This is a genomic window from Sphingobium sp. TomMM35A (assembly GCF_054771735.1).
On record NZ_BSRC01000001.1, the window covers coordinates 2281975 to 2307417 of the forward strand.

Genomic DNA, 25443 nt, shown 5'->3' on the forward strand with positions numbered 1-25443 from the left:
AGCAGGAAAGCAGGCGGCGGGCATCAAACCCGCCGCCGCTCATTAGCTGAAGAGCGTCAGGACGCCGACTTGATGGTCGACGAAGCCTTCATAGATCATCTTGACCGCGACATAGATAATCACGGCGAGACCCAGATAAGCGATCCACCGGAAACGCTCGATATATTTGGCGATGATGTTCGCCGCGACACCCATCAGAGCGACCGACAGAACAAGCCCGATAATCAGGATGCCGGGATGATCCCGCGCCGCGCCCGCGACCGCCAGCACATTGTCCAGGCTCATCGACACGTCGGCAACGGCAACGGCCCAGGCTGCGGCCGCGAAGCTCTTGGCGGGCCGCAGCCCCGAAATGTCGTCGTCGCTGGGGTCCGGCGTATCCGCACCCCGCTTCGGGTGCAGTTCGCGCCACATCTTCCAACTGACCCACAGCAGCAGCAACCCACCGGCCAGGATCAGACCAACGATCTGCATCAACTGGGTCACGACCAATGCGAAACCGATACGCAGCACCAACGCCGCGATGATGCCGATCAAGATGACGCGCTGACGCTGCTGCACCGGCAGCCCCGCTGCCAGGGCGCCCACGACAATCGCATTGTCGCCAGCTAGCAAGATGTCGATCATCAGCACCTGGCCAAAGGCCGCCAGAGCAGTCGGAGAGCCGATATTGCTGAAGTCGTTGACGATGTGCCCCCAAATGTCGGCGGGCGATCCCAGACCCTGCGCGGCGGCAGCGGCAGTCGTAAGAAGGTCGATCATAACGGCCTGATATAACTCCGCTTACTGGTTCATCGAATCGAAGAAATCTTCGTTGGTCTTCGAATCCTTCATCTTGTCGAGCAGGAATTCCATCGCATCGACCGTGCCCATCTGCATCAGGATACGGCGCAGCACCCACATCTTGCTGAGCTTGGCCTTGTCGACCAGCAGCTCTTCCTTGCGGGTGCCCGACTTGCCGACATCGAGCGCCGGGAAGATGCGCTTGTCCGCAACCTTGCGGTCCAGCACGATTTCCGAGTTGCCGGTGCCCTTGAACTCTTCGAAGATGACTTCGTCCATGCGGCTGCCGGTGTCGATCAGAGCCGTCGCGATGATGGAGAGCGAGCCGCCTTCCTCGATATTGCGCGCCGCACCGAAGAAACGCTTCGGACGCTGCAGCGCATTGGCATCGACACCGCCGGTCAGAACCTTGCCCGACGAAGGAACAACCGTGTTGTAGGCGCGGCCCAGGCGGGTGATCGAGTCGAGCAGGATCACCACATCCTTCTTGTGTTCCACGAGGCGCTTGGCCTTTTCGATCACCATTTCGGCAACCTGCACATGCCGCTGCGCCGGTTCGTCGAAGGTGGAGGACACGACCTCGCCCTTCACGCTGCGCTGCATGTCGGTGACTTCTTCCGGACGCTCGTCGATCAGCAGGACAATCAGGAAGACTTCCGGATGATTGTCGGTGATCGCCTTGGCGATGTTCTGCAACAGCACCGTCTTGCCGGTGCGCGGCGGCGCGACGATGAGCGCGCGCTGGCCCTTGCCCTGCGGCGACACGATGTCGATGACGCGGGCCGACTTGTCCTTGACCGTGGGATCAAGCGTGTCGAGCACCAACTTCTGCGTCGGATAGAGCGGCGTCAGATTGTCGAAATTGACGCGGTGCCGGACGACTTCGGGACCGTCGAAATTGACCGATATCAGCTTGGTCAGCGCGAAATAGCGCTCGCCATCTTTGGGCGCGCGGATTTCGCCTTCCACCGTGTCGCCGGTGCGCAGGCCGAACTTGCGCACCTGGTTGGGCGACACATAGATGTCGTCGGGACCGGCAAGGAAGTTAGCCTCCGGGCTGCGCAGGAAGCCGAAGCCATCGGGCAGCACTTCGATCGTGCCCTCGCCCATGATCTGCTCGCCATTCTCCGCCTCGGCCTTGAGGATTGCGAACATCAAGTCCTGCTTGCGCAGGGTCGACGCGCCTTCCACGCCCAATTCTTCCGCCATGGTGACAAGATCGGCGGGGGATTTCTTCTTGAGGTCCTTAAGGTGCATTCGACTTGAGTCCGATGGAGAGAGATGAGGAACGAAACTGCGATAGAAAAGGAGAGATCTGCCCGGTATGGAGAAACACGGGACTCCGGCGCGGGACGGCCGGGATAGACTGTCCGCGTTTAGCGATCAGCGCCCATGCAAGTCAAGGCATCGCGTCGCGTCCCGTTCCCGGAAAATGCGCGCTCCGGCCACTCCTGTCGGCAAATGGTGCAACAGTTGCGGCAATGGACCCGCGCCGCTCATCCATGCTATGATCTGGCCTTCCCGCTGAAGAGGCGAAGGGCATGAGAAACGCGTATCTCGTCCCGCCATTGGCAATGCTGATGCTCTGCCTGCCCGCTGCAGGTCAGCCCGTCCCGGCAGTCGATCCGCCCGCCATTGTCCGCACCCTTGGCGCCAGCGACGACCGCGTCTCCATTCCGATCCACATTGGTGGCCGCGGGCCCTGGAACTTCATCGTGGATACGGGCTCGCAGCGCACCGTCATATCCCGTGACCTTGCCGATCAACTCGCCCTCCCCGCCCGCCGCCCCGTCACCATCGTCAGCATGGCAGGGCGCAGCGAAGCGCGGACGGTTGCCCTCCCCCGCCTCGGCTATGGCAAGGAAATGATCGACGATATCGAGGCTCCGGTTCTGGAGGCTGATCATCTCGGCGCGGCTGGACTGCTGGGGCTCGACAGCCTGCATGCCAAGCGTCTCCTCCTCAACTTCCGCACCGGACGCATGGAAATCGGCGCCAGCCGTCCCTTATGGCGCGACCCCAATGCGATCATCGTCGAGGCGCGGCGGCGCAAGGGACAGTTGATCCTGCTCCATTCCGACGCGAACGGGCTGAAGGTCAACATCATACTCGACACCGGCACACAGCTCAGCGTCGGCAACCCGGCCCTGCGCGACAAGCTGATCCGCAAGAAACGTGCGCCCTCTATGAGCGAGGTCAGCCTGATCAGTGTCACGGGCGAGACCTTGACCGGTCAACTGGGGCGCATCGGCAAGATCCGCATGGGGCCGATCTCCCTGACCGACCTGCCGGTCATGTTCGCCGATGCGCAGCCTTTTCGGGAACTCGGCCTGTCCGACAAGCCCACTTTGCTGCTCGGCATTCAGGCGCTCAAGATGTTCGACCGCGTCGCCATCGATTTCGGCCGGGGAAAAATCGACTTCCTGATGCCGGACGCGAGCGCCCTCGACCGGCAGCGCCTGGCCAGCGCACCGCGTAAGGCCGGTTAGCGCGGCGGCGGCCGCCGCCCTTCGCGGCCGAGCACCTGGTCGATCCATTGCTGATCCAACCGGGGCGGCGTCGTGCGGGCGGGAGGCGCCTGCTCGACGGATTGGTCGTCCGGCTCCGTGCCGTCATCCTGTTGCTGCTGCTGGTCCTGGCTGATCGGCATGCCATTTTCATCCACCATCATGCCACCGCCCGATCCATTGTCGGGCTCGCCATAATAGGCTTCCTCGTCCGGCTCCAATTGCCATTCGGGCAGCGTCACCTGCGTCTCAAACTGTTCCACAGGGCGGCGCGAAACCGCGACCTTCATATAGTCGGCAAAGGCATGGGCGGGCGCGCGTCCCCCCTGCAACACGCCGACAGGGCGCGCATCGTCCCGGCCCATCCAGACGCCAGTCGTGATGCCGCTGGAAAAGCCCAGGAACCAGCCATCCTTGTTGCTGCTCGTCGTGCCGGTCTTGCCCGCTACAGGGCGGCCGATCTGCGCGGCCTTGCCCGTGCCGGTGCTGACCGCCGTCTGCATGAGGTCGGTCATGCCCGCGGCCACCCAGGGCGCGACAAGCACGCGGCTGGTATCATCCTGATGCTGGTAAAGCAGCCGCCCGTCAGCCGTCGTCACCTTGGTGATGCCATAGGGCGTCACCGCCACGCCCTTGCGCGCGATGGAGGCAAAGGCGCGCGTCATGTCGATCAGGCGCACGTCGGACGTGCCCAGCACCATCGAAGGATGCGTGTTGATCGGCGTCGTCACGCCAAAGCGTCGCGCCATGTCGGCCACCGTGGGAAAGCCGACTTCCACGCCCAGCTGCGCCGCGACCGTATTGATCGAATAAGCGAAGGCCGTGCGCACATCGATGTCGCCGGAAAAGCGGCCGGAACTGTTGCGCGGGCTCCAGCCATTGATTGTGACGGGCTTGTCGGTCACGCCCGTATCCGGCGTGTAACCCGCCTCAAGCGCCGCCATGTACACGAAGATCTTCCACGCCGAACCCGGCTGTCGCGTTGCGGTGGTCGCGCGATTATAGTTGGACGTCACATAATCGAGCCCGCCGACCATCGCCCGCACCGCCCCATCGCGATCGAGTGAGACCAGCGCGCCCTGCGCGCCCCCCGGCACATTGGCCTGGATCGCTGCGGTCGCGGCCTTCTGCATGCCTAGATCGATGGTCGTATACACTTCCAGCGGTTCATTGGGCTCATCGACGAGCACGTCGAGCTGCGGCAAAGCCCAATCCGTGAAATAACGGACGCTGTTTTGCGGCGGCTCCGGCGCCATCTTGACGTCGTCCAGGTCGACGCTCGCGCGCTCGGCCGCGCTGATCGCGCCATTTTCCTGCATCAACTGCAACACCACGCCCGCGCGGCCGATCGCCGCTTCAGCGTCAGCGGTGGGGGAGTAGCTGGACGGCGCCTTCACCAGGCCTGCGATGATCGCGGCTTCCGGCAGATCAAGCGTGGTCGCGGGATGACCGAAGAACTTGCGGCTTGCGGCATCGATGCCATATGCGCCGCCGCCGAAATACACCTTGTTGAGGTAAAGCTCCAAAATCTGCCGCTTGGAAAATTTCCGCTCCAGCGCCAGCGCCAGGATCATCTCCCTGACCTTGCGCCCCCAGCTATAGCTGTTGTTGAGGAAGATGTTGCGCGTCACCTGCTGGGTGATGGTCGACGCACCCTGCCAGCGGCGGCCCTTGCCCCGGTTCTCCAGCGCAACCCAGGTGGCGCGCGCCATGCCGATCGGATCGACGCCGGGGTGCATGTAATAACGCTTGTCCTCGGTCGACACCATCGCATCGACCATCACCGTGGGGATCTGATCATAGGACAGCCAGCGGCCAAAGCTCGGCCCCAAAGAGACGATCACGCTACCGTCGGCGGCATGGACGCGGATCATCTGGCCATTGGGCGATGATTTCAGCGATTCATAGCTGGGAAGCGACTGATAGGCGATCACCACCGCAACGATGATCGCGAACAAAGCGCCAAGGGTCGCGACCAGCCCGAACTTGAACGCCCTCACGAGCCACCGCTTCGCGCCCCCGGGCGTGTCCTTGCTCTTGCCTGATCGTGCCATCTATCCCGCCCGGATACGCGCTAACTGATAGAGCCGCCAGCGCAAATCGGACGCGAGCCTGCCCATGAGCCTGTTTCTCAAGAGGGACGACGCTTTACCGGCGATGAATGATTATTCAACCTCGTCGCGCGGCTTGAAATCCAGCGACGCGCTGTTCATGCAATAGCGCAGGCCGTTGACGCCCGGCCCATCAGGGAAGACGTGGCCCAAATGCCCTTCGCACTTGGCGCAACGTACTTCGGTGCGGATCATGCCATGGCTGCTGTCGCGCACCTCTTCCACCGCGTCGATGTCCACGGGCGCGGTAAAGCTCGGCCAGCCAGACCCGCTGTCATATTTTTCCTCGGCATCGAACAGCTCGGCCCCGCATCCGGCGCAATAATAGACGCCATCGGCCTTGTTGCCATTATATTTGCCGGTAAAGGCCCGCTCGGTCCCGGCCTCTCGCAACACATGAAATTGTTCGGGGGAAAGGCGCTCGCGCCATTCGGCATCGGTCAGGTTGAGCTTGTCCATGGCCGCAATATGGCGACGGCTCTTCCTGCGATCAAGCGCCTAGCGCTCCCGCGCCGCCTGCCGGGTAATGGCGAGCAATTCGTGCCGCACCATCAGGTCGCCAAGCCCCCTGCCCGATCGGCTCGCCCGCTCTGCCTGCGCCAGCCGTTGGATCACGCGGGCGATGCCATGCGCGTCCCACAGCCGTACCTGCCGGGTCACGACAGGCTTGTCCTTCCAGAACACCTGCTTGCCCGCCGCCTCGACCGCACCTTCCAGCCGCCCGCTTTCATCGAAGGACGTACGAATATTGGCGATCAGCATCGCCCGCGTCAGCAGCGGCCGCAGCACCGCCGCCATCGCTGTTCCCGCCTCGCCCAAGCGGCCCAGTTCCCGGTGCATCGCGCGCAAGTCGCCTCCCAGCACAGCGTTCACCAGCGGAGCAGCGTCCGCATCGGGATTGTCGGCCGACAAGGCATCCAGTGCTTGCGCCGTCGCCTCGGCAGGGCGATCCGGCGCGGCGTCGAGATAGAGGATCAGCTTCTCGATCTCGCCGCTCATCAGCGCGCGGTCGCCATTGGTAAGGTCGACGATCCGCTTGGCGAGGTCGTTGGGCAGGCGCAGCCCCCCTTCCCGCGCCAGCGCTACAGCGATCTGCTCGGCCTCTCGGGCATCCGGCTGGTACGAAATGAACGCCATGGCTCGCGGACTGTCGAGCACCAGCTTCAAAAGCTTCGACGTGCCCTTCAACGCCCCAGCCGTCGCGATCACGGGATTGCCTGCCGCCTCCGCCTCCAGCAGCGCCGTTACGGCAGCCAGCGATTCCTCGCCCATGCCATTCACCCGCACCCACCGGCGGTCGCCGAACATGGAAAAGGACGCAGCTTCATCAGCCAGCCGCGCAGGATCGTCCCGCAAAGTGGGCCCGTCCAGATCGACGCGCTCGGCCTCGGGTCCCATCGCCCGCTCAAGCCTTTTGCCTAGCGCGGCGCTTCCCGCCTCATCGGGACCATAGAGCAGGAAGAAACGGATATCGGCCGACGGTGCGTCGAGCGCCTTTTCAATCTGGCCGCGATTGGCCTTCAACGCTGCTGGTCCCTCGCCGCGAACAGGGCGAGCCGGGATATGATCTGATCCGCGATTGTCTGGGACAAGCGCTCAAGCGCAGTGTCTTCCGCCGCGATGGTCGCATATTCGCTCGACGTGACGTCGATGCCGGCATCCGATCCCGCCGTATCGTCGATAATCTGTGCGCCCTTGTCATCGATCAGCTGATAGCGCGCCCGCAAGGTCCGCCGCTCGCGCGTGATCGCCTGGTCGGCGCGCAGGCCAAAGCCGCTGATCTGGTCATCCAGCTTCACCACCAGCCGATATCTCGGCCCCTCGCCGCTCATCGCGGCCAGGCGATCGTTCAGCGCGTTGCGAACCAGCCAACCAGCCTTGCCCTCGATCGGCGCGATGTCGATGCTGCCCAACTTCTGCGCAACAGCGCCATGACTGCCGCCGCCATAAACAGGACGCAACCCGCAGGCGGAAAGGGTAGCGAGGAGCAGGAGGGGAACAGCGTATCTCATCAGCAACCCTATATCCGTTCGGGCTGAGCCTGTCGAAGCCCCCTTCTTCCTCTTCGAAAGAAAAGTGCCCAAGCCCGCTCAGCCCGAACGGCGATCTTCAAATCACCAGATTGACCAGCCTGTCAGACACCACGATCACCTTCTTCGGCGTCGCGCCGTCCAGCGTCCGCGCCACATTGGGCGCCGCCAGCGCGAGCCGTTCGAGTTCCTCCTTGGCCGTCCCCTTGGGCACGGTAATGGTATCGCGCAGCTTGCCCATCACCTGGCAGGCGATCGTGACTTCATCCTCGACCAGCAATGCCGGATCGACTTGCGGCCAAGATGCGTCGGCGATCAGGCCGTCCTCGCCCATGTCCGCCCAGGCTTCCTCCGCCAGATGCGGCGTCATCGGCGCGACCAGAAGGGCCAAAGCCCGGATCGCCGCGCTTCGACTGGCGGATGGCTTGGCCTTCTCCACCGCATTGGTCAGCTCGTAGATCTTCGCCACCGCCTTGTTGAAGGACAGCGCCTCTATATCCTTCGCCACGCCGTCAATCGTCTGGTGCAGCTTGCGGTCGAGCGCCTTGTCCTGCCCCTCGGCAGCCTTGTCGGCCTCACCGAACAGCCTCCACAGGCGATTGATAAAGCGCCACGATCCCTCGATGCCGCTCTCCGTCCAGGGCAGGTCGCGCTCCGGCGGGCTGTCGGACAGCATGAACCAGCGCACCGCGTCCGCGCCATATTGGGCGATGATGTCATCGGGATCGACGACATTCTTCTTTGACTTGGACATTTTCTCGACGCGGCCAACCGTGACCGGCGCACCACCTTCGACCATGACCAGCTTGTCGCCTTGCCGCGCTACATCCTGCGGCGCGAGCCAAGCACCCTCGGGCGACTTGTACGTCTCATGCGTCACCATGCCCTGCGTGAACAGGCCGGTGAACGGCTCGGCAAAGCCGATCTGCCCCATATGCTGGAGCGCACGGGTCCAGAAACGCGCGTAGAGCAGATGCAGGATCGCATGTTCCACGCCGCCGATATATTGCCCGACCGGCAGCCATTTCTCTACCGTCTCGCGGTCGAAGGGCTTGTCCTTGGGCCGGCTCGCGAAACGGATGAAATACCAGCTGGAGTCCGCAAAGGTGTCCAGCGTGTCCGTCTCGCGCCGCGCCGCCTTGCCGCACTTGGGGCAATCGACATGCTTCCATGTCGGGTGACGATCCAGCGGATTGCCGGGAATGTCGAAGCTGACATCTTCGGGCAGCACGACCGGCAACTGATCCTTGGGCACGCCCACCGGCCCGCAATCGTCGCAATGGATCACCGGGATCGGGGTGCCCCAATAACGCTGTCGCGACACGCCCCAGTCGCGCAGGCGGAACACGGTGGTGCCGTTGCCCCACCCTTCGCTCTCCGCCCGGCGGATCACCTCGTTCTTGGCATCCTCTACGCTCATGCCATTGAGGAAATCGGAATTCACCAGGCGGCCGGGACCAGCATAGGCCTCGTCACCAATGCCCTTGTCCTCATCGCCCTCGGCAGCGACCACGCGCTCGACCGGCAGCATATATTTGCGGGCGAAATCCAGGTCGCGCTGGTCATGACCCGGCACCGCCATGACGGCGCCCGTGCCATATTCCATCAGCACGAAATTCGCGACGAACAGCGGCAGCTTACGGCCGGTAAAGGGGTGGATCACCGAACGCCCGGTGTCATAGCCCTTCTTCTCCTGCGTCTCGATCTCCGCCGCAGCGGTGCCGCTATGACGGCATTCCTCGGCAAAGGCGGCGAGCCCCGCATCCTTCGCCTCCAACGCCAGCGCGATGGGATGATCCGCCGCGATCGCCGCGAAGCTCGCGCCGAAAATGGTGTCGGGCCGGGTGGAGAAAACCTCCAGTTCCTCGATGCCGTCCACCGGCTCGTCCAGCTGGAAGCGGAACTGCAGGCCGACCGACTTGCCGATCCAGTTCTCCTGCATCAGCCGCACCTTCTCGGGCCACTGATCGAGCGTCTTGAGCCCCTTCAGCAGGTCATCGGCAAATTGCGTGATCTTCAGGAACCACTGGCTGAGCTTGCGCTTCTCGACCGGCGCGCCAGACCGCCAGCCCTTGCCGTCGATCACCTGCTCATTGGCCAGCACGGTCATGTCGACCGGGTCCCAATTGACCGCGCTTTCCTTGCGGTAGACCAGCCCCGCTTCCATCATGTCCAGGAACAGCGCCTGTTCATGGCCATAATAGTCCGGCTCGCATGTCGCGAGTTCGCGGCTCCAATCAAGCGCAAAGCCCAGCTTCTTCAGCTGCGCCCGCATCGTCGCGATGTTGGATCGGGTCCAGTCGCCCGGATGCACCTTCTTTTCCATCGCCGCATTTTCGGCCGGCATGCCAAAGGCGTCCCAGCCCATCGGATGCAGCACTTCATGCCCCGTCATCCGGCGGAAGCGCGCCAGTACGTCGCCCATCGAATAGTTGCGGACATGGCCGATATGGATGCGCCCGGACGGATAGGGGAACATCTCCAGCACGTAGGATCGCGGCTTGGTGCTCGTATCCGACGCCTTGAACGTCTGCTTCTCGTCCCAGACAGACTGCCAGCGGGCGTCGGCCTCCAGCGGGTTGAAGCGCCTTTGCATCTATTCCAAGTCCTCAAAATGCAGGCGGGCTGAGCTTTTGAGAAGCCCAGCCCCAGTTATTCAGGAAATCCTTTGAAGGGAATGGCTTATCCCGCAATGGCCATGCGGCGCAGGTCGCGCGCCTTGGTCAGGATGATCTCTTCCAGCTTCTGCACGGTCGCAGCCTGCACCGGCGCATCGACCCACTGGCCGCCCTGGTTCACCTGGCGGCTGGCCGCGACGCGCAGCGCATCGGCGCGCAAGTCCTGGTCCAGGATCGACACGGTCAGCTTCATCCGCTCGTTGGGCGTGTTCGGATTGGCATACCAGTCCGTGACGATCACGCCGCCGTTAGAATCGGTCTGCACCATCGGCATGAAGGACAGCGTGTCTAGCGTCGCGCGCCACAGATAGCTGTTGACGCCGATCGTCGTCACCTTGGACGCGGCCAGGTCGGCCTTGGGCCGCTCCTTTGACCCGCCACCGCACGCGGCGAGCGGCAGAAGCGCGGCCAGCAGCAGACCGGCGGAAACAGGAGCGGGTAGGCGGCGGACCATCAGGACATGTCCCATATTTGAAGAAAAACGCCCCGCATCTATAGAGAAGCCGTGGCAATGGGCAAGGGGGCCGTCGTCGCCGCTGAAACGCTTGGCCGCCTCGCGCGTTTGGACTCTGTGTGTTCCGTGCAACAGCGCGGACAAAAAGGTCATGGCGCACTACCCATTGCAGGCACATAGGTGTACAGCTTTAAAAAATTAGTCGGTGGGGAAGAGATTCGTGTGATGCGCATGAATAGGGGACATTTGGCGTTAGCGGGCGCGGCAGTTGCCGTCGCTGGCTTCATGCTGTCTCCTGCCATTGGCGCTGCCACCGATCTTGTGAAGCTCCGCGCCGATGTCCCGGTCTCGCTCGGCGCGCTGGGCAGCATCTCCTCCTTCACGCCCACGACCAAGGATCCGCGCCTCGCTGCCGCCTATGCGCGCATCGCAGCCTCGGCCGGACGTCAGAATTTCAAGTTTACGCCCACCAGCGGTTCGCTCAGCGGACAGCGCTCGGTAACGGTCATGGTCCGCGCGGCCGATCTCAATGATCGCGTGACGGTCAGCCGCACGATCGACCCGGTCGGCATCGCGCCCGTCGCCTTCAGCCTGAACAATGCGCATAACTGGCGCAAGTTCGCCCTGCCTGAAGCGGTGGGCCGCAAGGAACTGGACCCGGTTTCGATCGAGCAGATGGCTGGCGCGAAGAATTTCTCGCTGGATCAGGGCAAGAATCGTTTCAGCACCAAGGTGATGATCGAAAGCCGCCGCGATCCGGGCACCGCGATCCGCAACCCGAACGCGGACAAGGATTATTCGCTGGATCTCGCCAGCTCCTATTCGCTGACGCGCAACCTGAACGTCACCGCTGGTCTTCGCTACAACAATAGCGTGATCGGCCGCCTAACGCCGATGACCGACGACCGTCAGGATAATCAGGCGGTGTATCTGGGCACTGTGTTCAAGTTCTGATCCTGGTCCCCAGCTGCCTTCAACCTATGATTTGAGCCACTCGCTCGTCATCCCAGCGAATGTTGGGATTTCGTGAGGCTGAGCGCTGTCGAAAACCAACAGGCCTGGGGCGCATTGTCTACCGACCAAGATCCAAAACATTCCCCTGTTCCCTTCAGGGATCAGCCAGAGGCACCTGACTCTGGCCGAGGTGCCGAGCGAAGTGAAGGCGGGAGCGGGGACGACTAGGGCGACGTTCCCTCAATCCCCTTTTCCCAACCCTCTCCCCTGAAGGGGAGAGGGAGAATTCACTCCTGTGCAAGCCACTATGATCCCTCAGTAAGACCATCAATCGCCGCCCAGCCCGAAGCGCCGATCCCCTTCAGCATCAGCCGATGTTCCGCACGAACGCCTCCCAATGCGACGATCGGCACCCTCGCCCTGCGCGCCAGAGCCGCGAAAGCGACCCGCCCCAGCACCCTCCCCCCCGGATGCGACCGCGTCGCAAAGAGCGGCGAGAGGAAGACAAGGTCCACCCCCGCCCGCTCAGCCGCTCGCAATTCGCGCGCATTGTGAACGGCCATGCTGCGAACCAGAGGCCGCGCCGCCCGCCAGTATCCCCGCCCATGCCAGCCATCGGCACCCCAGGCCGCTGCCTCACGCGCCGATCCCGCTAGCAGCAGCATGAGGCCCCGCCGCCGCGCCACCTGCGCCAGCCTGTGGAACAGGTCCCGTCGCGCACCCACGCTGGTATGATAATGGCGGAACAGAATACCTCCTCGCCCCTTCGGCAACCGCGCAGCGCTCGCCAGCAGCGCATCATCCGACACACGCTCGTCCGTCACCAGCCAGATCGAGGGCAGATTTTTAGCGTAGCGGGCTCTCATCGCCCTCGCCTATAGCAGCCCCTATGACGACCGACAGCATCGAAGCCGCCGACCGGCTGAACGCCCTGCGCGACACAATGGGGCGTGCGGCCCGCCTCACCGGCCGCACCACCGATGACATAACCCTCATCGCCGTCTCCAAGACGCAGGAAGCCGCCGCCATCCGGCCGCTCATCGCCGCGGGCCAGCGCATATTCGGCGAAAACCGTGTTCAGGAAGCCCAGGCCAAATGGCCCATGCTGCGAGAGGAAACCCCCGGCCTTTCCCTGCATCTTGTCGGCCAACTGCAATCGAACAAGGCGGCCGACGCCGTCGCCCTGTTCGACGTCATCCATTCGCTCGATCGCCCTTCCCTGCTCACCGCGCTCGCCAAGGCCATGGATGCGGCCGACAAGCGCGTCCCCTGCTTCATTCAGGTCAATATCGGCGCGGAAGAGCAGAAGGGCGGCTGCCCAATCGCGGAAACCCCGGCACTGATCCGCGCCGCCCGCGACGCCGGCATCCCCGTGGCCGGCCTGATGTGCGTCCCCCCCGCGGACGTAGAGCCCGCGCCCTATTTCGCGCTGTTGGCAAAGATCGCCCGGGACGAGGGCATGGATCAGCTATCCATGGGCATGTCGGGCGATTTCGAAACGGCGATCATGCTGGGCGCCACCCATATTCGCGTCGGCACGGCCCTGTTCGGCCAAAGGCCTTCTCCCGCCCGCCCTGTTCCGGCGAGCGGGAGAGGCATGATCAGAAACTCCCGCGAAGGGTAATGCCGTAGGTGCGCGGTTCAGCCAGATAGGCCGAGATAAGCTGGTTTGCCATTGGCGCGCCAAGCGCGAACTGACCCGTCGTCGATGTCGAAGGACTGCTCGACTGCAACGGACTGCTGAACGCCACCTGTGTATAATCCTGATTGAAGATATTCTGGCCCCAGAATTCCACCGCCCAGCGCTGCTCGGGTCCCCTAATGCCGACCCGCGCGTTGAACACGGCAAAGCCATCCTGCCGCTTTTCGGGGAACAGGTCCGACCCCGTGTTGAAGTCGCTGGTCATGCGCCCGTCGATATAGAAAAGCGCGGACAGCCCAGAGGAGCCGATCTCCGGCGTCCAGGATGCGCTGACCGTCGTCACCACCTCGGGCGCCTGGCTGTTGAGCGATCCCGGCAGCAGGAACAACGCCGGATCGAGCGGTACGGACCCGTCGCCACTGCCCACCAACCGGTTGGCGAATTTCGCCCGCGCATAGGTAAATCCGCCCGCCACGCGGACATTGCGCACTGGCGACGCCGACAATTCCAGTTCGACGCCCTGGCTGATCAGGCCCGGTCCGACATCATCGCTGTCACAGGTGCGGCCTGCCGAAAGCGATCCATCACAACCATTGATATTCTGGACGACAAAGCTGGTGCCGTTGAAGGTGTTCAGCTGGAAATTCTTGAACTCCTGCCGGAACGCCGCGATGTTCACGCTCCACTTCGGCTGTGTATATTTCAGCCCCACTTCAAAGGCATCGACCTTCTCCGCGGCAAAGCGAAGGCTGCTCACATCGGAATTGCCGCGCGGAGAGAAGACGGCGGGAACGGGGTTCAGCCCGGTCGATCCAAGCTGGAACCGATCGAGATTATAGCCGCCCGCCTTATATCCCTTCGAATAGCTGCCGTAGACCAGCATTTCGTCCACAGGCTTCCATGACAGCACGGCCGTTCCGGAAAACTCGCCATCGCTGATCCTGTCGTTGAGGTTCAGCGTATTGAGCCCGGTCGAACTGTTGCCCAGGCAACCCAGCGTCAATATACCCTGCGCCAACGCGGCGGCGCTCCCCAATGCAGGGGTGGTGGCGATCTCGAACAGGTCGTTCAGCGCCCCGGGATTGCGCGCCTGCAACGCAGCGCAAGTTCCGTTATTATTGCTGAAATCTGCTGAGAAACGCTTTGTCTCATGCGTGTAGCGCAGGCCCAGCGTCAGATCGAGCTGCTTGGTGATGTGAATGATGTTGTGGGTGAAGAGCGCCCAATTTTCGCTCTTCTGACGATATACCGACGCCAGATCGCCCGTGCCGCCGGGAATCGCCGCCAATGCGCGTAGCCCGTTCCCAAGGCCGGTTGAAAGTGCGCCCGCGGCGCCAGCGCCGATTGCAGGCGTCAGACCCGCATTGAGCTGCGCCTGCGTCCCGCTGATCAGCGCCTGTGTCGCGAGGCCACTGCCGCACGCCGCGAGTTGCTGCGCCGTCAGGTTGCTGTTGACCCCAGCCCCGGCCATCAGGCGGCACGCGGCAAAGCGGCCATAGTCGTCGCCGAAGACGATGTTGTCCTCCAGCGTCAGCTTCTCATGCGCATAGTAGCCGCCGACCAGCCAGTCGAGAACCTCGCCAAAGGCGGAGCCTTGCGCGCGCAATTCCTGCGTAAAGGTGCGGAACTGACGATAGGTATTGGGATCGCGGTACAGCAGGTCAGCGCCGCTATAATCATAATCGCCATAGTCCTGGCTCTTATAATCACGATAGGCGGTGATGCTGGTCAGTTTCGCGCCGCCCAAGTCGTAATTGACCTCGCCCGACAGGCCCCAATCCTTGACCTTGCTGACATAATCGCGCCCGGGCGTGATCGTCAGCTCCCGGTCGTAGGGATCGGACGGGAAGACACTGCCCTGTCCCGCCAGGATCGCGGCGATGCGATTGAAGGGAGCCGTGCTGTACCCGCCGCCCGCCACCGGCCGCCGCTCGCGCGTCTCGATATAGGCCGCGCCGCAGCAGCTTTCGTCACGATTGGTATAATCGCCGATCAACCGGATCGACAGCGCGTCATTGGGTTCGAACAACGCCTGCCCGCGCAGGAAATAGCGGTCGCGATCATTGGTCTCGCCAACCTTGTTTCCGCTCGTGTCCACCAGGTCGAAAAAGCCGTCCCGCTTAGACCAGACCCCATCCAGGCTGAGGGCAAGCTTTTCGGATACGGGCCCCGTGATGCGCCCGGCGAGCCGCCAATAGTCATAATTGCCGTAGGTGACCTCGGCCTTGCCGCCCAATTCGAACTCCGGCGCCTTGCTGATCACGTTGATAAGGCCAGCCGAGGCGTTGCGCCCGAACAGCGTTCCCTGCGGCCCGCGCAGCACTTCCACGCGCTCGATTTCGCCCAGTTCATTGAGGCCCGCGCCAGTGCGGGAACGGTATACGCCATCGATGAACACCGCGACCGAGCTTTCCAGCCCCGGATTGTCGCCGACCGTGCCGATGCCGCGAATGCGGGCGGACGCATTGGCTTCCGACCCGGTCGAAGACACCAGCAGCGATGGCGCAAGCTGGTTGAGCGACCGGATATCGCTGGCGCCGCTATTCTGCATGGCCTGCGCCGTCACGGCGGATACCGCGATCGGCACGTCCGACAGCGGACTGGCCCGGCGCGTCGCCGTTACGATGATGATGCCTTCATCCTCTGCCGCGCTGGTCTGCGATTGGGTTTCCTGCGCCTGCGCATGGGATACGGATCCAGCCAGCGCGATGATGCCGGCGGACAACAGCCAAAGATTCTTCTTGCTCATGAGACCCTTTCCTCTCCTGCAGCGCATGATTGTCCCATGTCGTCTACGGAGTGCGATTATGCGGACACAGCAGGCCAAAGGCAAGGCAAGCCAGCTTTTCCAACCCTTTGCGTCCGTTGGTTTACCTGATTACAGGTTTCTGTGGCTTAGCAGCAACAGCTTAACGCTACGTTTCCGTAGCGTTGCTAGCCAAGCGGGAAACGCAGCATGCGGTCGGCCACCGGCACCATCGCCATAGCGCCGGGCCCGACGGCGCGACGGATTTCGCCATGTCCTGCGTCCAGCCCGCCGGTTAGCGCGCCTAAGGCAGGCAGAATCAGCTTGGAAGAAGAGCCGACAAAGCAACGCCGCGATACCCGTCGCCCACGCAACGACAGGCGGAGCTTGGGGTGGAAATGGCCTGAAATTTCCGGTCGCGGATCGACCGGATCGGCCTCATGCCGCAGCCAGATGCCATCGACCTCGGCTTCCACGACACGCCGCCCACCCGGCGTCGCATCCATGCCGGCGTCATGATTTCCAGTGATCCACAACCAATCCAGCCGCGCCGTCAGCGCCTCCAGCCGCTCGCGGGCCTTGGACGGCAGCCGCGCCGCGCCATCGGCATCGTGAAAGCTGTCCCCCAGCGACCACACCGCCCGCGCGCCCGTCCGCGCCACCAGCGCCTCGATCACGTCCAGCGTCGCCTGGCTGTCATGCGGGGGCAGGAACTGGCCGAACCGGCTGAACCAGCTCGCCTTCTCGAAATGCAGGTCCGCCACCAGCAAAGCCGATCGCGCGGGCCAGAACAGCGCCGCCTCAGGCAAAGCCATGAATTCGTGACCCGCGAACGAAAAGGGAACCATGGCTCGCCTATGCGCGCTCGCGCCCGCCCTTTCAAGAGTGGTTTGAAGCCGCTATGGGCGCGCCATGGCTTCGCCCTTCACCATCGCCGCGCTTTACCGCTTCGCCAGTTTCACCGATCCTGAAGCTCTGGCGGTTGAGCTGCGCGAAATATGCGCGCGGCTCGGCACTTGCGGCACGCTGATCCTTGCGCGTGAAGGCATCAACGGCACGGTCGCGGGCAGTGCCGAAGCGATCGACGCTCTCCTCGCCCATATCCGTACGCTTCCGGGCTGCGCCCATCTCGACGTCAAATTCGCCACCGCAGAAGAACCGCCCTTCGCCCGCATGAAGATCAAGGTGAAGGCGGAGATCGTGACGCTGGGCGCAGGCGACCTCGACCCCGCCTCACAAGCCGGGCGCTATCTCAACCCGGCCGAATGGAACGCGCTGATCGCCGATCCCGACACGATCGTCATAGATACCCGCAACGCCTATGAGGTCGCGGTCGGCAGCTTCGACCGCGCGATCGATCCCGGCACGCGCTCCTTCCGCGAATTTCCCGCTTGGTTCGACCGCTTCGCCGAGCAGCTGCGCGAAGACGGCCGCGAGCCGCGCATCGCCATGTTCTGCACCGGCGGCATCCGCTGCGAAAAGTCGACGGCGCTGGTGCGCTCGCGCGGCTTTGAGGATGTCTATCATCTGCGCGGCGGCATCCTGCGCTATCTGGAGGAAATGCCGGAAGACCAGAGCCGCTGGCAGGGCGATTGCTATGTGTTCGATGAACGCGTGTCGGTTGGCCATGGCTTGACGCCCGGTAACCACATCATCTGCCGCAGCTGTGGCCTCGCCCATCGCCACGACGCCGCGCATGTCTGCGAGCCCGAAGGCGAAACGCCTTAACCCTCAGCCGATGTAGCGGTGCAGCCCCGATCCATGCTCCCTTAGCCAGGCGCGCGCGGGCTTGGGATCTTCTCCCAATATCCGCGCATGGGCCGCATGAAAGGCCGGGCTGTGATCCATGTGCAGCAGATGGGCGAGTTCATGCGCCACCGTCGCGCGCCGGACATGCGGCGGGCACAGGATCAGGCGCCAGCTGTAGCGGATCGCCCCGCTTGACGCGCAACTGGCCCAGCGGCTGCGGGGATCGCCTATGCCGACCGACGCCACGATCAGGCCATGATCGCGCGCCATCGCATGGCTTTCCTCTTCCATCACCGCCCTCGCCCGCGCCTTGAGCCAGCGCAGCACACGCGGCCCCACCGATTCGCGCACGCCGCCAAGCGTCAGCCGGTCGCCTTCGATCCGCACCGTGCGCGACGCGTCCGCGATCCAGCAGATGCGGACCTCCCGCCCTTCCAGAGGAAAGCATGTCCCATCCTCTAATCGCACCAGCGCGGGCCGGGCCGCCATCTGCGTCCGCACCCAGCCTTCATGCCCCTGCGCCCACCCCAGGGCGCGGTTGAGATTGGCCCGCATCGGCAGCGACAGCCGCAATTCCCCGCGCGCATGGTCGAGCGACAGACGATAAGCTTTGGCCCGGGCTGATCGGCGGATGCGGACCGGAACGGCAACCCCGTCGATCGTGATGCTGCTGTCAGAGTTCGCGGTCGACAAGATGATTTTCCCAATCGCCCGCGTCCGCCTCCGCAATCGTCCAGCCGCGCACTGATTCTTGCGCACGATGCACCGCCTCGCGATCGCCGCTGATCAGATAGTGCCAGGACGGCAGCGGCTTGCCCTCGCCCCGCAGCCGATAGGCGCAGGTGCGCGGCAGCCAGCTGATGGTCTTCACCTTTTGCGGCGTCAGCCGGACGCAATCGGGCACGTAGCGCCGCCGTTCGCTGTAATTGCTGCACTGCCCGCTATGCCGGTCGAGCAAACGGCAGGCGACGTTGGTCGGATAAACGCGCCCCGTATCCTCATCCTCAGCCTTGTGCAGGCAGCATTTGCCGCACCCGTCGCACAGCGCTTCCCACTCCGCGCGGTCCAGCTTGTCGAGTGGCTTTTCCCAGAAGTTCAAACCGTCACTTGACCCATTTTTCCAGGAAGGCGCGTACATCATCCGCCGTGCCTTCCTGCTTGTCCGCCGTTCCCGGATCATCCACCGGCACCAGAGCCACAGGCTGACCGTCAGGACCGAACAAATAAGGCGTGCGGCTATGGCTTACCAGATAGCCGCTGGCTCCTTCCGCCTTTTCCTTGTTGGCGATGACGACGAAATCCTTCGCCACCTTCGCGACGTCCTCCGGCGTACCGGTGAGGCCGATCAGCTGGGGGTGAAACGCCGCGACATAGGTCTTCAGCACGGCCGGCGTGTCGCGCTCCGGATCGACGCTGATGAAGATCGGCTGGACCTTCGCGGCGCGTGCCGCATCCGCCTTCTCGAATTGGGAAAAGCCCTGCATGATATGCTGCAAGTCCAGCGGGCAGACGTCGGGGCAATAGCTGTAGCCGAAATAGACCAGCCGGTACTTGCCCTTGAAATCGTCCCACCGCACCTTCTTCCCATCCTGGTCGGTCAGGGTGAAAGGCGCGCCGATGCGCGCTCCGGCCAGATCACCGCGCATGCTCTCCGCCTCGCTTGATGCGTTGCCGCCGCCACCCATATTGCAGGCGGCCAGCAGGGCTATGATCGGCAGGATGAGGGAACGGATCGCTTTGTTCATGGCGCCGCCAGCCATGCCCTGCTATGGGCGCCATTGCAAATGCCAACGGGGCTCAAGGACGATGATGAAGGCTTTTCCGGCTTGGATGGGTGCGGCTCGCGCTGCTGCCCTCGCGCTGACACTGCTCTCGCCGGTCGCGGCGCAGGCGCAATTTTCGGACGCCTATAATTTCCTGAAGGCGGTGAAGGATGCCGACGGGCAGAAAGTCACCGACCTGATCCAGAAGCCGGGATCGACCGTCATCAACAGCCGCGATGTCACCAGCGGAGAGACCGCGCTGCATCTCGTCATCGCCCGGCGCGATAATACATGGCTTTCCTTCCTCCTCGCTAAGGGCGCCAATCCCAATCTTGCCGACAATCGCGGCAACACTCCGCTCATGAATGCGGTGCAGGCCCGTTTCGAGGATGGCGTCCGCACGCTGCTCGGCAACGGCGCGCAGATCGACAAGACCAATGGCAGCGGCGAGACCCCGCTGATCCGCGCAGTGCAGTTACGCGACATCGGCATGGTCCGCCTGCTCGTCGCGCAGGGAGCGAATGCCGACAAGCGCGACACGATCGCTGGCATGTCCGCGCGTGATTATGCTGAACGGGACGCCCGCACTTCGGGAATCGTCGAAGCGCTGGCAGCTGCCAAGCCGAAAGCCACGCCATCGGGTCCGGTCCAAGGCCCGACGTTTTAAAGTCGCCGAGCCCGCGGTCTAGAACGAACGCGCTAGTCTAAGTCCACCGTTCGCGCTGAGCCTGTCGAAGCCTGTCCTGAGCGCCTGCTGCAAGCAGGCAGTCGAAGGGGTCTTACTTCCTTCAAGATAAGAAAAGGGCTTCGACAAGCTCAGCCCGAACGGGGCGTTAGCAATGTGGGCAGGATCGATATCGCCCGAACCGCCTTGTCTCCGGCCCCGCGCCTTCCCATCTTCTCTCTATGATCCTGAAAGCCTGGAGAGGCCGGTCATGGAGCGCAAGAACGATATCGAAAAGGCCTGGGAACAGGCACTCGGCAATATATTCCAGCCCTATACGCATGCCCCGCATGACATGAAGAAGGCGCTGGACTCATTTCATGGCAGCCTGACCAACAGCAGCTACGACATCCGCCGCCACATGGCCCGAACTGCGGCCCGGCAGGGTTCCACTGCGCTCAACCGATTCCTGGCTGACGAATATTGGGGCAAGCGCCCCCGATAAGGATGAAGGTGGTGGCGTTTAGCCCTCACCACCCCAATTCCGCAGCATGGTCCGGGTCCGCCAGCGCGGTCAGCCGCCGCGCTGCTCGCCGCGCAAAGCGCAGCGTCTCGGCCTTCCGCCGCGCAGCCGCAAGCGGCTCCACCGGCGCAGGCCGCAGCAATTCCGCATCATATTGATCCGCCACGATCAAGCCGGTGCGCGCGGGCCACAGCGCCTCGCTGTCGAAGAGCGACAGGTCGAAGCCGGACGGCACCGCCCAAAAGAAGCGGTCGCAATAATCGAGATAATCTGGCCATTTCATGTCGCCCAGCAAGTCGGCGCGGCTGCATTTGATTTCGACGATGGTGATGCGTCCCGCGCTATCCAGCGCCATGATGTCGGCACGGCGGCCGTTGGGCAGCGGCACTTCCAATATCCCGCTCATGTCGTGCCGAAAGAACAGCCGCAAGGTCCCGCGCGCGACGGCCAAGGCGGTGCCGTCAGTCAGTGGAGAGCAGCCCTCATCAGGCGCGGGCAGGGAAGAAGCCGGACTCATGGTCCAGCTTTTAGAACAGGAAGGGAACAAAAGAAAAGGCCGATTCAGTTTCCTGAACCGGCCCGCTGTCCCTGTGATGTGCGACCCGAGGATCAGCGATAGAAGATATGATTGTCGATCGCGGCGAGTTGGCGCTTGCCCCAGCCCGGCGAAACCCGGCGGGCATGGAAGAACAGGGCGCCTTCCGCCTTGCTGTTCCAGCTATCCTGCATGGCGATCTGGGCAATCGCAACCGCCTCGCGCCAGCTTTCGCTTGCCATCGGAATGGCGGGCATACCGCGTCCACGCACGAAGCTGAACTGGCCCGGCTGATAGACGACACCGCACAGGCTGCTGGCGAAACGGCCCGACTTCGCCCGGTTGATGATCACGCGAGCGACGGCCAGCTGGCCTTCCAGGCTTTCGCCCTTGGATTCGAAATAGACCGCGCCAGCCAGGCACTTCATGTCGCCATCGACGCTTTCGGCTTCGCCGTGCGAGGCGACCAGGGCAGACAGATTGTCGGCGCGCACATCGGCGCTGTCGGAAAGATTGGCCAGCGGCTGCGCGATTTCGCGCGGTGCGGCGAAAACAACAGCGGGCTTGGAAGCCGCCGGAGCTGCATTCAGCTCTTGATTTCCCGGAAGGGAGACGACCGATGGAGCGACTTCGCTAGCGCTCGACATGTCGGCCGCAGTTACCGCGACGGTGGCGGTCAGGGCAAATGCCGCGGCAGTCGCGGCCTTCAAACGAAAACTCATTACAACTCAGAAACATGCGGTTCTTGGCCAGGGACGTCAGGAAAAACCCCATACAACTATCGACGTCAGGCCGCCCCCCGTCTGCGTGTTTACCTCCCCCGCCCCCCACGGGCGAATTTGGCAACCTGCGCGTTAAGCGTTGGGAGGGGCCAGTGCCTTTGACCAGCCGGGGAGTCAACGATTAGCAGATTGTTTCAGCGGCGAACCGTTCCGCATCCGCGATATCGAGTTCGATTACCCACAGATCGGGGTCGGATCGCCTCCGCCTCGCTAGATATTGATTGAGGGAATCGGTTCCCTCTTCCGCCGCGGGCCCGCACCGTTCCATCCTGTACCCGCCAGCAAAGTCCGACACCCGTTCGAACAGCCCTGCGAACTGCCCTTTTTCCGCTGCTTCGATCAGGATCACACCGCTGATCTCGTCGCCTTTGACCAGCACCGTGGCGAAGCCCCCTGCCGCCGCTGCGCGCCTTACCAGCACGCCGATCAGCATCGCGCTGGTCAGCCGGTCAGCCTGCATAACCGGGCAATGACGACAGCGGGATGTGCGACCGCATAAACGTGCCCGTTCCCCGGCCGACCTCTTCGCCGTCCATATCGACCAGGCTTGCTTCGGCGACGAACACGCGCCGCTTGCCGCTGATCCAACGGCCTTCCGCACGGATTCGCCCTGGTCCGATCGGCCGGGTGAACAGCAGGTTGAACGCGGTAGTCAGCAGGAAACGATCGCTGACCAGGCTGTTCGCCGCATAGAAGGCCGCATCGTCCATCATCTTGAAATAGACGGTGCCATGGACAGCGCCTGCCGCATGGAACTGTTCTTCATCGACATCGAATTCGATGATGGAACGGCCGGGTTCGGCGATCGTCAGTTCCGACCGGAACATCCGGTTGATCGGCGCGGAGCGGTAGAGATTCTCCAGCGCACGAAAATGCGCTGCCTCGCCGCTCGGCACATCGGCCATGTCAGGCGGCGTCACGCGCTTCGCCGCCAGCCAGCAGCGCGTGCAGCGCTTCGGCCGATTTCGCCCCCCGCAGCCGCGCGACATGTCCCTCGTCGCGCAAATAGCGCGAGACGCGAGCCAATGTCTTCAGATGCTCCGCCCCGCTGTCCACAGGGGAAAGCAAGGCGAAGACGATGTCCACCGGCGCGTCATCGACCGAATCGAAGGCGAGCGGTGGATTGAGCTGCACCACGACGCCGCTCATCCGTTCCAGGCCGTGAATCTTCGCGTGCGGAATGGCAACGCCGCCGCCAAAGCCAGTCGACCCAAGCCGCTCCCGTTCGAACAGGGCATCCGAAACCGCGGCCGCATCCAGCCCGTAAGCGGAAGCGGCAAGTTGCGCGATCTTCTGGAACAGCGGCTTTTTGCCGTTAGCCGAAACGTCCGTTGCAAGTGCTTGTGGCGCGACGATGTCGTTGAAATGAACCATGACCAACCTGGAACAGCCGGGCGCGCGCCACGCCCCTTTTGATCACGCGTGCCCGGGGATATAAAGCCCGGCCCCATAAGCCGCCTGCCGCTTCGGGTCAATGGCGGCCCGGGACCGGGCCCGATGGTCAGGCGCGTGCTTGCTCCCGTGGTTCCACCCAGCCGATCGTCCCATCCTGACGGCGATAGACCATGTTATAGGCCGATGTGCCCGCGTTCAGGAACAACAGCGCGTTGGTGTTGCGCAGGTCGAGCATCATCACCGCGTCAGAGACGCTCGCTTCGGGAATATCAACCCGCGTTTCCGCCACGATCAGCGGTGCGTCAGCCGGTTCCTCTTCCTCCGGCGACGAAGCGAAAATGGTATAGCCCGCGCCATCCAATCCGTTGAGGTCATAGCCATTGGCTCGCTGCGCCTCGGCCGCGACGGCCTGGGGATGACGGTCCTTCAGGCGGCGCATGTAGCGCCGCAGCTGCCGCTCGATCTTTTCTGCCGCCTGGTCGAAGGCCGGATGCGCTTCCTGCGCCTCGCCCGCTCCTTTGAGGATCAGGCCGGTCATCACATGGCAGACGATATCACAGTGGAAAGCCCCGTGGGGCGCAGGCCGGAACGTGACCTGGGCGGAAATCGTGCGCGAAAAATATTTCTCGGCCATCGCCTCCAACCGGGTCGCCACATGCTCTTTTAGAGCGTCGCCCGTATCGACCTGATGCCCGGAAACACGAATATCCATATGCCTTCTCCTTGTTCTTGCCGGGCTGCGGGAGGCAGTCCGGTTGGGCGAAGCGTGAAGGGCAGCATGTCAAACCAGCCTTCAAGCCTCCTCCAGCCAGAGCGGCTTTTCCAGCGTCGCGACAAACGCTGCATGCCTTTCCAGCTCCATCGCGCTGGCCGTGAAAACCCGCGCGGGACGAACAGGGCGAACCGCGATATTGGCCGCAAGTTCCACCCGAATGGCGTCTTTCTCTTCCTCCTGTGCAAGACCAAGGCCGATCTGACGGCCTCCTCTCAATTCGATATAAAGTTGCGCCAGCAATTCGGCGTCCAGCAACGCGCCATGCTTGACACGATGGCTGCGATCGATGCCGTAGCGGGTGCAAAGCGCGTCGAGGCTATGCTTGGCGCCGGGATGCAGCTGCCGCGCGATCGCCACGGTATCGATCATCCGGTGCATGCCGACTTCCGGAAAACCGCAAAGCTTCAGCTCATGGTTGAGGAAGCCGAAATCGAACCGCGCATTGTGCGCGACCAGATGGCTGTCTTCCAGAAAGTCCAGCAACTCCTCCACGCCATGGGCGAAAAGCGGCTTGTCCTTCAGGAATATGTCCGACAGCCCGTGGATCGCCTCGGCGGCGGCGGGCATCGATCGCTGGGGATTGTAATAAGCATGAAAGGTGCGGCCTGTGGGCACCCGATTCACGAGTTCGATGCACCCGATTTCCACCATTCGATCCCCGGAAGCGGGGTCAAATCCAGTCGTTTCGGTATCGAATATGATTTCGCGCATTGACCTCTTCATGCCGACTCTGCGGCTCACCCTGTCGGCCTGTCCCTTATCGGCCCGTCTTTGATCCAAGGCAAGCAACCAAGCGCCGCACCTGGCGCTGCGTGGCCGCAAATGTGGTGCCTGTATGGATGATATAGTCTGCCCGCCGCCGCTTTTCAGCATCGGGCGTCTGCAAGTGCAGGATTCTGCGGAATTTCTCCACCGTCATGCCCTTGCGCGCCAGCACGCGCTTGCGCTGCTTCCAGGCTGGCGCCGTCACGACGATGACGCCTGCCAGCTTGCGCTCCATATGCCCTTCGAACAGCAGCGGAATGTCCAGCACGACAAAGGCGCGCGAGCGATGCCGACGCAGGAAAGCCATCCGCTCTTCCTTCACCGCCGGATGGACGATCGCTTCCAACGCCTTGAGCTCCTGGAGATGCCCGAACACCGCCGCGCCGAGTTTCGCCCGGTCGACGCCCGCAGGCCCGGTCGTCCCGGGAAAGCGCGCCTCGATAGCTGGCAACAGCCTGCCGCCTGACCCTTGCAGCCGATGCACCTCCGCATCCGCATCGAAGACTGGCACGCCCTCCCGCCGCAGCATGGCGGCCACGGCCGACTTCCCCATGCCGATCGATCCGGTCAGCCCATAGATTTTCATG

At 63.3% G+C, this 25443-nt stretch carries 28 protein-coding genes; 6 read left to right on the forward strand and 22 right to left on the reverse strand.

Going from position 1 to position 25443, the window contains the following annotated elements; all coding sequences use genetic code 11:
- Nucleotides 1–42 precede the first annotated feature (42 nt).
- Together ACYU8T_RS11500 and rho are read right to left on the reverse strand one after the other, a co-directional pair.
- Entirely contained in the window at nt 43–762 is a 720-nt protein-coding gene (locus tag ACYU8T_RS11500; RefSeq protein WP_247232011.1) for a YjbE family putative metal transport protein, read from the reverse strand.
- A 21-nt stretch (nt 763–783) separates the two neighbouring features.
- A complete protein-coding gene (rho, locus tag ACYU8T_RS11505; protein ID WP_461159511.1) occupies nt 784–2040 on the reverse strand; it encodes a transcription termination factor Rho in 1257 nt (418 codons plus the stop codon).
- 317 nt (nt 2041–2357) lie between these two features.
- Between rho and ACYU8T_RS11510 the strand changes: the two genes are divergently transcribed.
- Nucleotides 2358–3272 (forward strand): retroviral-like aspartic protease family protein, encoded by a 915-nt coding sequence (locus ACYU8T_RS11510; protein ID WP_461159801.1) that lies wholly within the window; start codon nt 2358–2360, stop codon nt 3270–3272.
- On the opposite strand, the gene ACYU8T_RS11515 is transcribed toward ACYU8T_RS11510, so the two are convergent.
- The 6 genes from ACYU8T_RS11515 to ACYU8T_RS11540 all read right to left on the reverse strand — a co-directional run bounded on the left by ACYU8T_RS11515 (nt 3269) and on the right by ACYU8T_RS11540 (nt 10563).
- Nucleotides 3269–5344: a transglycosylase domain-containing protein gene (locus ACYU8T_RS11515; protein ID WP_461159512.1), complete on the reverse strand. Its 2076-nt coding sequence runs from the start codon at nt 5342–5344 to the stop codon at nt 3269–3271. The genes ACYU8T_RS11510 and ACYU8T_RS11515 overlap by 4 nt on opposite strands.
- A gap of 111 nt (nt 5345–5455) precedes the next feature.
- Nucleotides 5456–5860, reverse strand: a complete 405-nt coding sequence (gene msrB, locus ACYU8T_RS11520) for a peptide-methionine (R)-S-oxide reductase MsrB (protein ID WP_097090540.1) — start codon at nt 5858–5860, stop codon at nt 5456–5458.
- Nucleotides 5861–5899: 39 nt separating this feature from the next.
- Nucleotides 5900–6925 (reverse strand): DNA polymerase III subunit delta, encoded by a 1026-nt coding sequence (gene holA / locus ACYU8T_RS11525; RefSeq protein WP_461159513.1) that lies wholly within the window; start codon nt 6923–6925, stop codon nt 5900–5902.
- Entirely contained in the window at nt 6922–7413 is a 492-nt protein-coding gene (gene lptE, locus ACYU8T_RS11530) for an LPS assembly lipoprotein LptE (protein ID WP_461159514.1), read from the reverse strand. Before lptE ends, holA begins: the two co-directional genes overlap by 4 nt.
- Nucleotides 7414–7510: 97 nt before the next feature.
- Nucleotides 7511–10027, reverse strand: coding sequence for a leucine--tRNA ligase (gene leuS, locus ACYU8T_RS11535; RefSeq protein ID WP_461159515.1), 2517 nt, complete (start codon nt 10025–10027; stop codon nt 7511–7513).
- A gap of 86 nt (nt 10028–10113) precedes the next feature.
- Complete coding sequence (locus tag ACYU8T_RS11540) at nt 10114–10563, reverse strand: DUF3576 domain-containing protein (protein ID WP_097092617.1); 450 nt, start codon at nt 10561–10563, stop codon at nt 10114–10116.
- Between the two features lie 225 nt (nt 10564–10788).
- On the opposite strand from ACYU8T_RS11540, the gene ACYU8T_RS11545 reads away from it, so the two are divergent.
- Nucleotides 10789–11517, forward strand: a complete 729-nt coding sequence (locus tag ACYU8T_RS11545; RefSeq protein WP_097090544.1) for a hypothetical protein — start codon at nt 10789–10791, stop codon at nt 11515–11517.
- A 305-nt stretch (nt 11518–11822) separates the two neighbouring features.
- On the opposite strand, the gene ACYU8T_RS11550 is transcribed toward ACYU8T_RS11545, so the two are convergent.
- Nucleotides 11823–12383: a thiamine phosphate synthase gene (locus tag ACYU8T_RS11550; protein ID WP_461159516.1), complete on the reverse strand. Its 561-nt coding sequence runs from the start codon at nt 12381–12383 to the stop codon at nt 11823–11825.
- A gap of 23 nt (nt 12384–12406) precedes the next feature.
- Here ACYU8T_RS11550 and ACYU8T_RS11555 point away from each other — a divergent pair, with 23 nt between their 5' ends.
- A complete protein-coding gene (locus ACYU8T_RS11555) occupies nt 12407–13141 on the forward strand; it encodes a YggS family pyridoxal phosphate-dependent enzyme (RefSeq protein ID WP_461159517.1) in 735 nt (244 codons plus the stop codon).
- On the opposite strand, the gene ACYU8T_RS11560 is transcribed toward ACYU8T_RS11555, so the two are convergent.
- Entirely contained in the window at nt 13119–15908 is a 2790-nt protein-coding gene (locus ACYU8T_RS11560) for a TonB-dependent receptor (RefSeq protein ID WP_461159518.1), read from the reverse strand. The two genes, ACYU8T_RS11555 and ACYU8T_RS11560, sit on opposite strands and share 23 nt — an antisense overlap.
- A 185-nt stretch (nt 15909–16093) precedes the next feature.
- A complete protein-coding gene (pdeM, locus tag ACYU8T_RS11565) occupies nt 16094–16753 on the reverse strand; it encodes a ligase-associated DNA damage response endonuclease PdeM (RefSeq protein ID WP_097090548.1) in 660 nt (219 codons plus the stop codon).
- Nucleotides 16754–16817: 64 nt separating this feature from the next.
- On the opposite strand from pdeM, the gene trhO reads away from it, so the two are divergent.
- Nucleotides 16818–17633 (forward strand): oxygen-dependent tRNA uridine(34) hydroxylase TrhO, encoded by an 816-nt coding sequence (gene trhO, locus ACYU8T_RS11570; RefSeq protein ID WP_461159519.1) that lies wholly within the window; start codon nt 16818–16820, stop codon nt 17631–17633.
- A 3-nt stretch (nt 17634–17636) separates the two neighbouring features.
- Here trhO and ACYU8T_RS11575 read toward each other — a convergent pair whose 3' ends face one another.
- From ACYU8T_RS11575 to ACYU8T_RS11585, 3 genes are read right to left on the reverse strand one after another with little or no spacing between them, the layout of a single operon-like run.
- Complete coding sequence (locus ACYU8T_RS11575) at nt 17637–18347, reverse strand: M48 family metallopeptidase (protein WP_461159520.1); 711 nt, start codon at nt 18345–18347, stop codon at nt 17637–17639.
- Nucleotides 18328–18753, reverse strand: a complete 426-nt coding sequence (locus ACYU8T_RS11580; protein WP_461159802.1) for a YcgN family cysteine cluster protein — start codon at nt 18751–18753, stop codon at nt 18328–18330. Before ACYU8T_RS11580 ends, ACYU8T_RS11575 begins: the two co-directional genes overlap by 20 nt.
- 4 nt (nt 18754–18757) lie before the next feature.
- Nucleotides 18758–19414 (reverse strand): SCO family protein, encoded by a 657-nt coding sequence (locus tag ACYU8T_RS11585; protein WP_461159521.1) that lies wholly within the window; start codon nt 19412–19414, stop codon nt 18758–18760.
- 46 nt (nt 19415–19460) lie between these two features.
- Here ACYU8T_RS11585 and ACYU8T_RS11590 point away from each other — a divergent pair, with 46 nt between their 5' ends.
- On the forward strand, nt 19461–20084 hold the full coding sequence (locus ACYU8T_RS11590) for an ankyrin repeat domain-containing protein (RefSeq protein ID WP_247232044.1): 624 nt from the start codon (nt 19461–19463) through the stop codon (nt 20082–20084).
- Nucleotides 20085–20352: 268 nt separating this feature from the next.
- Complete coding sequence (locus ACYU8T_RS11595) at nt 20353–20586, forward strand: hypothetical protein (protein WP_097090553.1); 234 nt, start codon at nt 20353–20355, stop codon at nt 20584–20586.
- A gap of 25 nt (nt 20587–20611) precedes the next feature.
- Here ACYU8T_RS11595 and ACYU8T_RS11600 read toward each other — a convergent pair whose 3' ends face one another.
- The 8 genes from ACYU8T_RS11600 to coaE all read right to left on the reverse strand — a co-directional run bounded on the left by ACYU8T_RS11600 (nt 20612) and on the right by coaE (nt 25442).
- Nucleotides 20612–21121: an MmcB family DNA repair protein gene (locus tag ACYU8T_RS11600; RefSeq protein WP_097090554.1), complete on the reverse strand. Its 510-nt coding sequence runs from the start codon at nt 21119–21121 to the stop codon at nt 20612–20614.
- A gap of 92 nt (nt 21122–21213) precedes the next feature.
- A complete protein-coding gene (locus ACYU8T_RS11605; protein ID WP_461159522.1) occupies nt 21214–21861 on the reverse strand; it encodes a cell wall hydrolase in 648 nt (215 codons plus the stop codon).
- Nucleotides 21862–22042: 181 nt separating this feature from the next.
- Complete coding sequence (locus ACYU8T_RS11610; RefSeq protein ID WP_247232061.1) at nt 22043–22381, reverse strand: DUF1491 family protein; 339 nt, start codon at nt 22379–22381, stop codon at nt 22043–22045.
- Complete coding sequence (locus ACYU8T_RS11615) at nt 22371–22826, reverse strand: PaaI family thioesterase (RefSeq protein ID WP_097090556.1); 456 nt, start codon at nt 22824–22826, stop codon at nt 22371–22373. Before ACYU8T_RS11615 ends, ACYU8T_RS11610 begins: the two co-directional genes overlap by 11 nt.
- 1 nt (nt 22827) lies before the next feature.
- On the reverse strand, nt 22828–23295 hold the full coding sequence (locus tag ACYU8T_RS11620) for a PTS sugar transporter subunit IIA (protein WP_461159523.1): 468 nt from the start codon (nt 23293–23295) through the stop codon (nt 22828–22830).
- 127 nt (nt 23296–23422) lie between these two features.
- Entirely contained in the window at nt 23423–24028 is a 606-nt protein-coding gene (hpf, locus tag ACYU8T_RS11625) for a ribosome hibernation-promoting factor, HPF/YfiA family (RefSeq protein WP_097090558.1), read from the reverse strand.
- An 81-nt stretch (nt 24029–24109) separates the two neighbouring features.
- On the reverse strand, nt 24110–24802 hold the full coding sequence (gene dnaQ / locus ACYU8T_RS11630; RefSeq protein ID WP_461159524.1) for a DNA polymerase III subunit epsilon: 693 nt from the start codon (nt 24800–24802) through the stop codon (nt 24110–24112).
- Nucleotides 24803–24848: 46 nt separating this feature from the next.
- On the reverse strand, nt 24849–25442 hold the full coding sequence (gene coaE / locus ACYU8T_RS11635; RefSeq protein WP_461159525.1) for a dephospho-CoA kinase: 594 nt from the start codon (nt 25440–25442) through the stop codon (nt 24849–24851).
- Between the last annotated feature and the right edge of the window lies 1 nt (nt 25443).

What these genes read in the sequence shown, in the direction of transcription:
- ACYU8T_RS11500 (WP_247232011.1), bottom strand. Translation starts at nt 762, where the DNA reads ATGATCGACCTTCTTACGACTGCCGCTGCCGCCGCGCAGGGTCTGGGA.
- rho (WP_461159511.1), bottom strand. Translation starts at nt 2,040, where the DNA reads ATGCACCTTAAGGACCTCAAGAAGAAATCCCCCGCCGATCTTGTCACC.
- ACYU8T_RS11510 (WP_461159801.1), top strand. Translation starts at nt 2,358, where the DNA reads ATGCTGATGCTCTGCCTGCCCGCTGCAGGTCAGCCCGTCCCGGCAGTC.
- ACYU8T_RS11515 (WP_461159512.1), bottom strand. Translation starts at nt 5,344, where the DNA reads ATGGCACGATCAGGCAAGAGCAAGGACACGCCCGGGGGCGCGAAGCGG.
- msrB (WP_097090540.1), bottom strand. Translation starts at nt 5,860, where the DNA reads ATGGACAAGCTCAACCTGACCGATGCCGAATGGCGCGAGCGCCTTTCC.
- lptE (WP_461159514.1), bottom strand. Translation starts at nt 7,413, where the DNA reads ATGAGATACGCTGTTCCCCTCCTGCTCCTCGCTACCCTTTCCGCCTGC.
- leuS (WP_461159515.1), bottom strand. Translation starts at nt 10,027, where the DNA reads ATGCAAAGGCGCTTCAACCCGCTGGAGGCCGACGCCCGCTGGCAGTCT.
- ACYU8T_RS11540 (WP_097092617.1), bottom strand. Translation starts at nt 10,563, where the DNA reads ATGGTCCGCCGCCTACCCGCTCCTGTTTCCGCCGGTCTGCTGCTGGCC.
- ACYU8T_RS11545 (WP_097090544.1), top strand. Translation starts at nt 10,789, where the DNA reads ATGCGCATGAATAGGGGACATTTGGCGTTAGCGGGCGCGGCAGTTGCC.
- ACYU8T_RS11550 (WP_461159516.1), bottom strand. Translation starts at nt 12,383, where the DNA reads ATGAGAGCCCGCTACGCTAAAAATCTGCCCTCGATCTGGCTGGTGACG.
- ACYU8T_RS11555 (WP_461159517.1), top strand. Translation starts at nt 12,407, where the DNA reads ATGACGACCGACAGCATCGAAGCCGCCGACCGGCTGAACGCCCTGCGC.
- ACYU8T_RS11560 (WP_461159518.1), bottom strand. Translation starts at nt 15,908, where the DNA reads ATGAGCAAGAAGAATCTTTGGCTGTTGTCCGCCGGCATCATCGCGCTG.
- pdeM (WP_097090548.1), bottom strand. Translation starts at nt 16,753, where the DNA reads ATGGTTCCCTTTTCGTTCGCGGGTCACGAATTCATGGCTTTGCCTGAG.
- trhO (WP_461159519.1), top strand. Translation starts at nt 16,818, where the DNA reads ATGGCTTCGCCCTTCACCATCGCCGCGCTTTACCGCTTCGCCAGTTTC.
- ACYU8T_RS11585 (WP_461159521.1), bottom strand. Translation starts at nt 19,414, where the DNA reads ATGGCTGGCGGCGCCATGAACAAAGCGATCCGTTCCCTCATCCTGCCG.
- ACYU8T_RS11590 (WP_247232044.1), top strand. Translation starts at nt 19,461, where the DNA reads ATGATGAAGGCTTTTCCGGCTTGGATGGGTGCGGCTCGCGCTGCTGCC.
- ACYU8T_RS11595 (WP_097090553.1), top strand. Translation starts at nt 20,353, where the DNA reads ATGGAGCGCAAGAACGATATCGAAAAGGCCTGGGAACAGGCACTCGGC.
- ACYU8T_RS11600 (WP_097090554.1), bottom strand. Translation starts at nt 21,121, where the DNA reads ATGAGTCCGGCTTCTTCCCTGCCCGCGCCTGATGAGGGCTGCTCTCCA.
- ACYU8T_RS11605 (WP_461159522.1), bottom strand. Translation starts at nt 21,861, where the DNA reads ATGAGTTTTCGTTTGAAGGCCGCGACTGCCGCGGCATTTGCCCTGACC.
- ACYU8T_RS11610 (WP_247232061.1), bottom strand. Translation starts at nt 22,381, where the DNA reads ATGCAGGCTGACCGGCTGACCAGCGCGATGCTGATCGGCGTGCTGGTA.
- ACYU8T_RS11615 (WP_097090556.1), bottom strand. Translation starts at nt 22,826, where the DNA reads ATGGCCGATGTGCCGAGCGGCGAGGCAGCGCATTTTCGTGCGCTGGAG.
- ACYU8T_RS11620 (WP_461159523.1), bottom strand. Translation starts at nt 23,295, where the DNA reads ATGGTTCATTTCAACGACATCGTCGCGCCACAAGCACTTGCAACGGAC.
- hpf (WP_097090558.1), bottom strand. Translation starts at nt 24,028, where the DNA reads ATGGATATTCGTGTTTCCGGGCATCAGGTCGATACGGGCGACGCTCTA.
- dnaQ (WP_461159524.1), bottom strand. Translation starts at nt 24,802, where the DNA reads ATGCGCGAAATCATATTCGATACCGAAACGACTGGATTTGACCCCGCT.
- coaE (WP_461159525.1), bottom strand. Translation starts at nt 25,442, where the DNA reads ATGAAAATCTATGGGCTGACCGGATCGATCGGCATGGGGAAGTCGGCC.